Origin of the sequence: Streptomyces sp. NPDC059743 (assembly GCF_042732975.1) — a bacterium.
GTDB lineage: Bacteria > Actinomycetota > Actinomycetes > Streptomycetales > Streptomycetaceae > Streptomyces.
Genome location: NZ_JBHWGS010000020.1, coordinates 168,535 through 175,766 on the forward strand (window position 1 = coordinate 168,535; position 7,232 = coordinate 175,766).

The 7,232-nt window shown below is 72.5% G+C and carries 5 protein-coding genes; 2 read left to right on the forward strand and 3 right to left on the reverse strand.

All coding sequences use genetic code 11. The features are described from left to right. Nucleotides 1–121: 121 nt before the first annotated feature. Both purH and purN read right to left on the reverse strand, forming a co-directional pair. Complete coding sequence (gene purH / locus ACFV6H_RS31335; protein ID WP_385548967.1) at nt 122–1,684, reverse strand: bifunctional phosphoribosylaminoimidazolecarboxamide formyltransferase/IMP cyclohydrolase; 1,563 nt, start codon at nt 1,682–1,684, stop codon at nt 122–124. Continuing rightward, nucleotides 1,681–2,280, reverse strand: a complete 600-nt coding sequence (gene purN, locus ACFV6H_RS31340) for a phosphoribosylglycinamide formyltransferase (RefSeq protein WP_384792600.1) — start codon at nt 2,278–2,280, stop codon at nt 1,681–1,683. Before purN ends, purH begins: the two co-directional genes overlap by 4 nt. A 381-nt stretch (nt 2,281–2,661) precedes the next feature. Here purN and ACFV6H_RS31345 point away from each other — a divergent pair, with 381 nt between their 5' ends. Further along, nucleotides 2,662–3,654 carry a hypothetical protein gene (locus ACFV6H_RS31345; RefSeq protein WP_385548970.1) on the forward strand — a complete coding sequence of 331 codons (993 nt, stop codon included), beginning with the start codon at nt 2,662–2,664 and terminating at the stop codon, nt 3,652–3,654. Here the strand turns inward: ACFV6H_RS31345 and ACFV6H_RS31350 are convergent. After that, nucleotides 3,644–5,614: a DUF6350 family protein gene (locus tag ACFV6H_RS31350; RefSeq protein ID WP_385548973.1), complete on the reverse strand. Its 1,971-nt coding sequence runs from the start codon at nt 5,612–5,614 to the stop codon at nt 3,644–3,646. The genes ACFV6H_RS31345 and ACFV6H_RS31350 overlap by 11 nt on opposite strands. A gap of 116 nt (nt 5,615–5,730) precedes the next feature. Between ACFV6H_RS31350 and ACFV6H_RS31355 the strand changes: the two genes are divergently transcribed. Further along, entirely contained in the window at nt 5,731–7,188 is a 1,458-nt protein-coding gene (locus tag ACFV6H_RS31355) for a sigma factor-like helix-turn-helix DNA-binding protein (RefSeq protein ID WP_385548976.1), read from the forward strand. The last annotated feature ends 44 nt before the right edge of the window (nt 7,189–7,232 follow it).

Here is a 7,232-nt window from a genome sequence, read left to right on the forward strand (position 1 = left end):
GGCGCCGTCCCCCCCCCCCCCCCCGCGGGGGCCCCTCCCCCCGCCCCGCCCGGGCGGCCAACGGCCCTCGGTAGCAGGGACTCAGTGCTCAGTGGCAGCCGGACTCACCGGCAGCCGGCACTCAGTGGAAGAAGTGGCGCGTCCCGGTGAAGTACATCGTCGCGCCGGCCTTCCGTGCCGCCTCGACGACCTGCTCGTCACGGACCGAACCGCCCGGCTGGACCACCGCCTTGACGCCCGCGGCCAGCAGGATCTCCAGCCCGTCCGGGAACGGGAAGAACGCGTCGGACGCCGCGTACGCGCCCTGCGCGCGCTCCACGCCCGCGCGCTCCACCGCGAGCTTCGCGGAGTCGACGCGGTTGACCTGGCCCATGCCGACGCCCACCGACGCGCCGCCCTTGGCGAGCAGGATCGCGTTGGACTTGACCGCGCGGCACGCGCGCCAGGCGAAGGCCAGTTCCGTCAGCTCGGTCTCGGACAGCGCCTCGCCGCTCGCGAGCGTCCAGTTCGCCGGATCGTCGCCGTCGGCCTGGAGCCGGTCGGTGACCTGGAGCAGCGCACCGCCGTCGACCGGCTTGACCTCGACCGTCGCGGCCGGCGGCTCGGGACAGCGCAGCACCCGGATGTTCTTCTTGCGGGCGAGCACCTCGACCGCGCCGTCCTCGTACTCCGGCGCGACGATCACCTCGGTGAAGATCTCGGCGACCTGCTCGGCCATCGCGACGGAGACCGGACGGTTGACGGCGATCACACCGCCGAACGCGGACAGCGGGTCGCACTCATGCGCCTTGCGGTGCGCCTCGGCCACATCGGCGCCGACCGCGATCCCGCACGGATTGGCATGCTTGATGATCGCGACACAGGGCTCGGCATGGTCGTACGCGGCCCGGCGCGCGGCGTCCGTGTCCGTGTAGTTGTTGTACGACATCTCCTTGCCGTGCAGCTGCTCGGCCTCGGCCAGACCGCCTTCGCCGCTGGTGTAGAGCGCGGCGGGCTGGTGCGGGTTCTCGCCGTAACGCAGTACGTTCTTACGGGTGTACGTGGCGCCCAGGAAGTCCGGGAAGCCCGAGTCGTCCGCGGCGGCGTACTCGTCCGCAAACCAGGAGGCCACGGCCACGTCGTACGCGGCGGTGTGCTGGAACGCCTCCGCCGCCAGCCGCTTGCGCGTCGTCAGATCGAATCCGCCGCTCCGTACGGCCCCGAGGACGTCCGGATACCGCTCGGGGCTGGTGACGACCGCGACCGACGGGTGGTTCTTGGCGGCGGCGCGGACCATCGAGGGCCCGCCGATGTCGATCTGCTCGACACACTCGTCGGCGCCGGCGCCGGACGCGACCGTCTCACGGAACGGATAGAGGTTCACGACGACCAGATCGAACGGTTCGATGTCCAGCTCGGCGAGCTGCTCGCGGTGCGAGTCGAGCCGGAGGTCGGCGAGGATCCCGGCGTGGACGCGCGGATGCAGCGTCTTGACGCGGCCGTCCAGGCACTCCGGGAAGCCGGTCAGCTCCTCGACCTTGGTGACCGGCACTCCGGCCGCGGCGATCTTCGAGGCGGTGGAGCCCGTCGAGACCAGGGTGACGCCCGCCTCGTGCAGCCCGCGGGCCAGCTCCTCCAGGCCCGTCTTGTCGTAGACGCTGACCAGCGCCCTACGGATGGGGCGGTTCGTACCTTCGGCGGTCACTGGATCGTTACCTTTCGTCCCTCAATGCGATAGCCGTGCCGGGCCAGACGCCCCACGACCTCGACGAGCAGGCGTCGCTCGACTTCCTTGATGCGCTCATGGAGAGCGTCTTCCTCGTCCTCGTCCCGTACCTCGACCACGCCCTGCGCGATGATCGGGCCGGTGTCGACGCCGTCGTCGACGAAGTGGACGGTGCAGCCGGTGACCTTCGCGCCGTACGCGAGCGCGTCACGTACGCCATGGGCACCGGGAAAACTGGGCAGCAGGGCGGGATGCGTGTTGACGCACCGCCCGCCGAAGCGCGCGAGGAACTCCTTGCCCACGATCTTCATGAAGCCGGCCGAGACCACCAGGTCAGGTGCGTACGCCGCGGTCGCCTCGGCCAGCGCCACGTCCCACTCGTCACGTGTGCCGTAGTCCTTGACTCTGCGGACGAAGGTCGGCAGCCCGGCGCGCTCGGCCCGCGCCAGGCCCTCGATGGAGCTCCGGTCCGCGCCGACCGCGACGATCCGTGCCCCGAAGGCCGCCGGATCGTCGCCGATGGCATCGAGCAGGGCCTGGAGATTCGTGCCGGAACCGGAGACCAGCACCACCACACGGGCCGGACCGGCCGTGGCGGGCGGGAAGGCGGCGGACGGTACGGGCGTGGAGGCGGGAGGCGGGGAGGCCACGGCGGGCGCCTTTCTGGGAGCGAGCACAGCCTCGCTGGGTCGTGCGGCGTCATGGGTCGGCTGTGTGGCCGGCGATGTGATGGGGGCGTAGGGCTTTGTGTGGTCCTACGAACGAATCACATTCCCCCATACGGGGAACTCTACGAAAGAGCCGACCGTCAGCAACGATACCGGCACACCGAGCGGCCCCCACGGGACGGGGGCGTGGCCGAGAGGTAGCGTCTGGGGACAGGGTTTCCGTCTCCGGGACGGGCCATACGAGACAAGACCCCCGCGCGCTGGGTCTGAGGGGAAGACGTTCACCAGATGCAGGACCGACGCCGCCGCACGGCACTCCACCTCCCGCCGCCCGCTGGGCCGGTGCTGCTGCCGCGGGAACGCCAGTCCTCTTCCACCGGTCCGTCGGGGACCACGGGCTCCTCCGGCGCCTCGGATTCCCCGGACTCCGGCCCGGCTTCGGGGTCCGGCTCGGGCTCGGCGGGATCCGGTGGATCCTCTTCCTCTGGGTCCGCCGACGACAATCCTTTCGCTCCGCCGCCCGAGGGCAGGCCCGACCAGCCGTGGCGGCCTCGGCAGCCCGAAGGCGCGGGCCCGGCCGACGACGGCTCAGGCGCCGACCGAAGCGGCTGGGGCAGCCAGTGGAGCAGCCGCCAGCCGGGCCGCTCGACGGGCGGCTTCGGCAGCCGTCCCGGCGGTCAGAACGGGCAGCAGAACGGCCAGGGTGGCGGCCAGGACGGTCCCGAGGGAGGCCGCGGCGGCGGACTGCGCTGGGATCCGACGGACCCGATCCAGCGCCGCGCCCGCTACGCGCTCCTCGGCGGGATGTGGGCCTTCTTCTTCGCGCTCTTCGACTTCCCGGAGATCGCCCTGCTGCTCGGCTCGCTGGCGCTGTACTGGGGCATCAGCTCCCTGCGCAACAAGCCGGTGAACGGATCGTCCTCCGGCCAGGACGACGCGACGTCGGGCGGGCCGTCGTCCGGTGGCCCATCATCAGGCGCGCCCTCCCTTCCCACGCCGGCCACCGGGCAGAACGCGCCGGCCCAGGGCCCTGCCCAAGGTCCTCCGTACGGTCCGGCCGCCCCGGCCGGAGCGTCAAGCCGACAGCAGACGACGGCCGCGGTGAGCGGGCTGGTGACGGCCGCAATCGCACTGGCGATCGTGGCCGCGACCTTCACCGTGCAGTTGGTCTACCGCGACTACTACACCTGTCTCAACGACTCCCTGACGAAGACGGGCCAGCTCTCCTGCAATGACGAGCTGCCGCCCTCGCTGATCCCGGTCTTCGGCGTCAAGGAGTAACACCGGAGCCGATGCCCGGAGCCGCGCCGGAATCCGGGACGGAGCCGTCGGGGCCGATCTTCCTGGGGCCGCTCTTCTTGACGGAGGGCGGCCCCGACGCCGTTCCCGCGGCCGGGAAGTCCGCCGTCGGACCGCTTGAAGCCGCCTTGATCGCCGCCCATCGTGTCTGCCGGGCACCGCGCCCGTGCCAGGTCTCGTCGAGCAGAAAGTCGTACGGCTCGAACTCCGGCTCCTTCACCTCCTCCCTGTCCGCGACCGGAACCGCCCGGGCGCGCGCACCGGAGCGAGCGCGGACATCGGAGCGAGGACGAGCGCGAGCACGGACATGGGCGCCGGAGCGAGGACGAGCATCGGGGCGAGGACGAGCGCGCGCGTTGACGCCGGAGCGGCCATGGACGTCAGCACGGGCGTCCGCGTCCCGGACCGGAAGGCCCAGGCCGCCAACCGCCTCCGACGCCGGCTCGGACACCGGACCGTCCGCCACCGCCCGGCCACCGAGCAGCCACATCAGCCGCCGCCAGGGCGCCGGCCACCACGCCGTCACCGGACCGCCCGACTCCACAGCCTCGGCGTCAGCGCCGCCCTTCCTATCGGTCTCCCCCGCCCTCGTAGCAGCGCCGGCTCCCGCCGCAGGTTCCGGCGGTGGCGGTGGCGGTACGGCGTCGTCCCGCCGCGCCCGCAGCCGCCAGGCCCGTAGCACCAGCGCCATCGGTACACCGAGCCCCAGCGTCCACACCAGCGCCGCCGCGCCCGTCAGCCACCACACCGGCCCGAGGACCGCCAGTCTGCCGTTGCCCATCGGCCCGCCCGACATCGCCGCCAGCAGCGCCGTCAGCGCCGCACACACCACCGCGCCGAGCGCCGCCGTCAGCGCGGTCGCGCCCGCGCTCCAGGCCTTCTCCTTCTCACCGTACGGTGGCGCGGCCACCCGTACGGTGAACCAGGCCAGCGCTCCTCCCGCGAGCACCGGCACTCCCGCCGCCGCCCAGTTCAGCGCCGGGCCCGGGCCCTCGGGCACCGCCGCGAGCAGCGGGAAGGACGGCAGCGAGTAATCGCCCGTGATCCCGAACGGTGTGGCCGTCGCACCCGTACCGAGCGCGAAGCCCGGTCCCAGCCCGTACGCTGCGCCCCACATCGCCGCGTTCGGCACGAGCACCAGCGCGAGCAGCAGCACGGCGAACCGTCCCGACCAGTCGGAGGCGAGCCGTACGAACGAGATATGCGCGATCTCGCCGTGCCACGCCAGCGAGATCCCGACCAGCAGCGCGCCGCCGCCCAGCAGCAGCAGAACGGACGCGACGCCCGCCCGCAGCGCGACAGCGGTCCTGCGCCGGGCCGCGGACGCCCCGACGCCACGGACGAGAGCTCTCCGTAGAACACCGGGCAGCCGGGCCGGCAGAAGACCACGCGGGCGTCCGCTCGCCCGCCACGCTCCGGCCGCCGCGGACAGGACCGTCACCAAAGGCAGCATGAGCGCGGCACGCAGCGGGTGCGCGCCGAGCGGAGCGCCCGTCACATGGAGCACCGACGCCGCGCCGACCAGCAGATAGCCGCCCGTGAGAGTGAACACCACAGCCGACGCGGAGAGTCTGGGCGGCCCTTCGTCCGGTTCCAGGGCGTCCCTGGCCGTCCGGTACACCAGCCAGACCGGCAGGGCCATCAGGAGCAGCGGGATCACCCCGAGCGGCGCGGGATTTCCCGAGAGTGTGTCCGCGCGCACCAGCTCGACGCCATGGGCCAGCAGCCACAGCGCGCCGGCGACGCGCAGGGCTCCGCCGGCCCCGCTGTCGGGATAGGGCGAAATGATCCACATCGCCAGCACCAGCACGGCGAACAGGGCGAGGCCGAGGCACGCGGCGATGGCTCCGCGGAGGAACGAGACGGTCAGCGCCGCCGCCCTGCCACGCTCCACCGCCGAGGCCGAGGACAACGGCGCGCTGCGATCGGTCAATTGGGTCACGTCGTCATGCTGCCCACGACACGCGCTTGATCCACGTAACAGGCGAATGTTCGCCGTGTCGCCCAATATAAGTTTATGTGCTTTTTTTGCCCGAATCGTGCTGCGGGGAGTCCCTCATGACGCAGAACACCACGCAGAGCACCGCGGACGGCTCCTCCGCCGTCCCGCCGCTGCCGCCTCCCAAGGAGCGGCGCAGGCTGCGGGAGGCGAGGTCGATGACCGAGAAGCAGGTCGCTTCTGCGGTGGGAGTCTCGCGGGCGACGATCCGGTCCTGGGAGGCCGGCCGCACGGCTCCGCGCGGGCGCAAGGCGGAGAGCTACGCGAAGCTGCTGGCCGCACTCGACACGGAGCTGCGGGAGAAGGCCGCGCGGACCGAGCGGGAGGCGCGCAGGGCGGCCATGGAGCGTTCCGCCGCGCGGCAGCAGAGCACATCCACATCCGCATCCACATCCGCGCCGCAGAAGCGCAGCCGGGCCGGGCAGCCGCCGTCACTTCTGAAATCACGCGATCCGGCGGCCTCCGGGCCACCGGCCGGATCCCAGATGCCCATGGTGCCTCGGGCACCTCTGACTCCGTCCTGGGCGCGTACCGGAACGGAAATCAGGGCACGCGCCGGAACGGGCACCAGCGCCAGCGCCACCAGCACCGCTAAGGCCACCGACACCGACACCAGCGCCGGCACGAGCACGAGCACGAGCACGAGCACCGAAAGCGGAAACGCCACCGCTACCGATACCGGCACCGCCACCGATACCGAAAGCAAGCCGCTCACTCCGGAGCAGGCCTTCGACGCGCTGTACGCGTTCGCCGCGCCCTCTCTCGTACTCCAGGCCTATCTGCTCACCGGGCGGCGCTCCCTCTCCCAGGAGTCCGTCGAGCGCGCCTTCCGGCTCGCCTGGCAGCGCTGGCCCGAGGTCGCCGTCGACCGGGATCCGGTGGGCTGGATCCGGGCCGCGGCGCACGAGTACGCGCTGTCGCCCTGGCACCGGATGCGCCGCTCCACCAAGCATCCCGAGCCCATGCCCGGCGAGCAGGACTCGCCCGGCCGGAAGCTGCTCCGCGAGGCGCTGCTGGCCCTCCCGCCGTCGTACCGCCGCACGCTGCTGCTCTACGACGGACTCGGCCTCGATCTGCCCGACACCGCGGCCGAGACCGAGGCCAGCACGCCGGCCGCCGCGAGCCGGCTGACGCGCGCCCGGGAGGCGGTCGCCGCGAAGGATCCCGAGCTGACCGACACGGCGCTGCTGCACGAGCGGCTGAGCGCCCTCACCGAGGCCGAGACGCCGCCGAAGCTCGCGACGCCCCGCACCGTACGGACCGGTTGCGAGCGCCGGTCCAAGCTCTGGACACGGCTCGCCATCGCGTTGACGGCGCTGATCGTCGGCGCGACGAGTTTCACCCTGGCCACCGCTCCGACGCGGTACGAAGCGCCGCAGGCGCCGGGCGAACAGATCGGCGACGTGCCGGTGCCCAGCGGTCCGCAGCGGCTGAGCAAGGAGGATCTGAAGCTGCGCGACAAGCTCCGCACCGAGCTGACGAACGGGCCGCCCCGGCTCGTACCGGAAGCGTTCTGAGCACTACGCGCGTGGGCCCGCACCCCAGGACAGGGGTGCGGGCC

What these genes read in the sequence shown, in the direction of transcription:
- ACFV6H_RS31345 (WP_385548970.1), top strand. Translation starts at nt 2,662, where the DNA reads ATGCAGGACCGACGCCGCCGCACGGCACTCCACCTCCCGCCGCCCGCT.
- ACFV6H_RS31355 (WP_385548976.1), top strand. Translation starts at nt 5,731, where the DNA reads ATGACGCAGAACACCACGCAGAGCACCGCGGACGGCTCCTCCGCCGTC.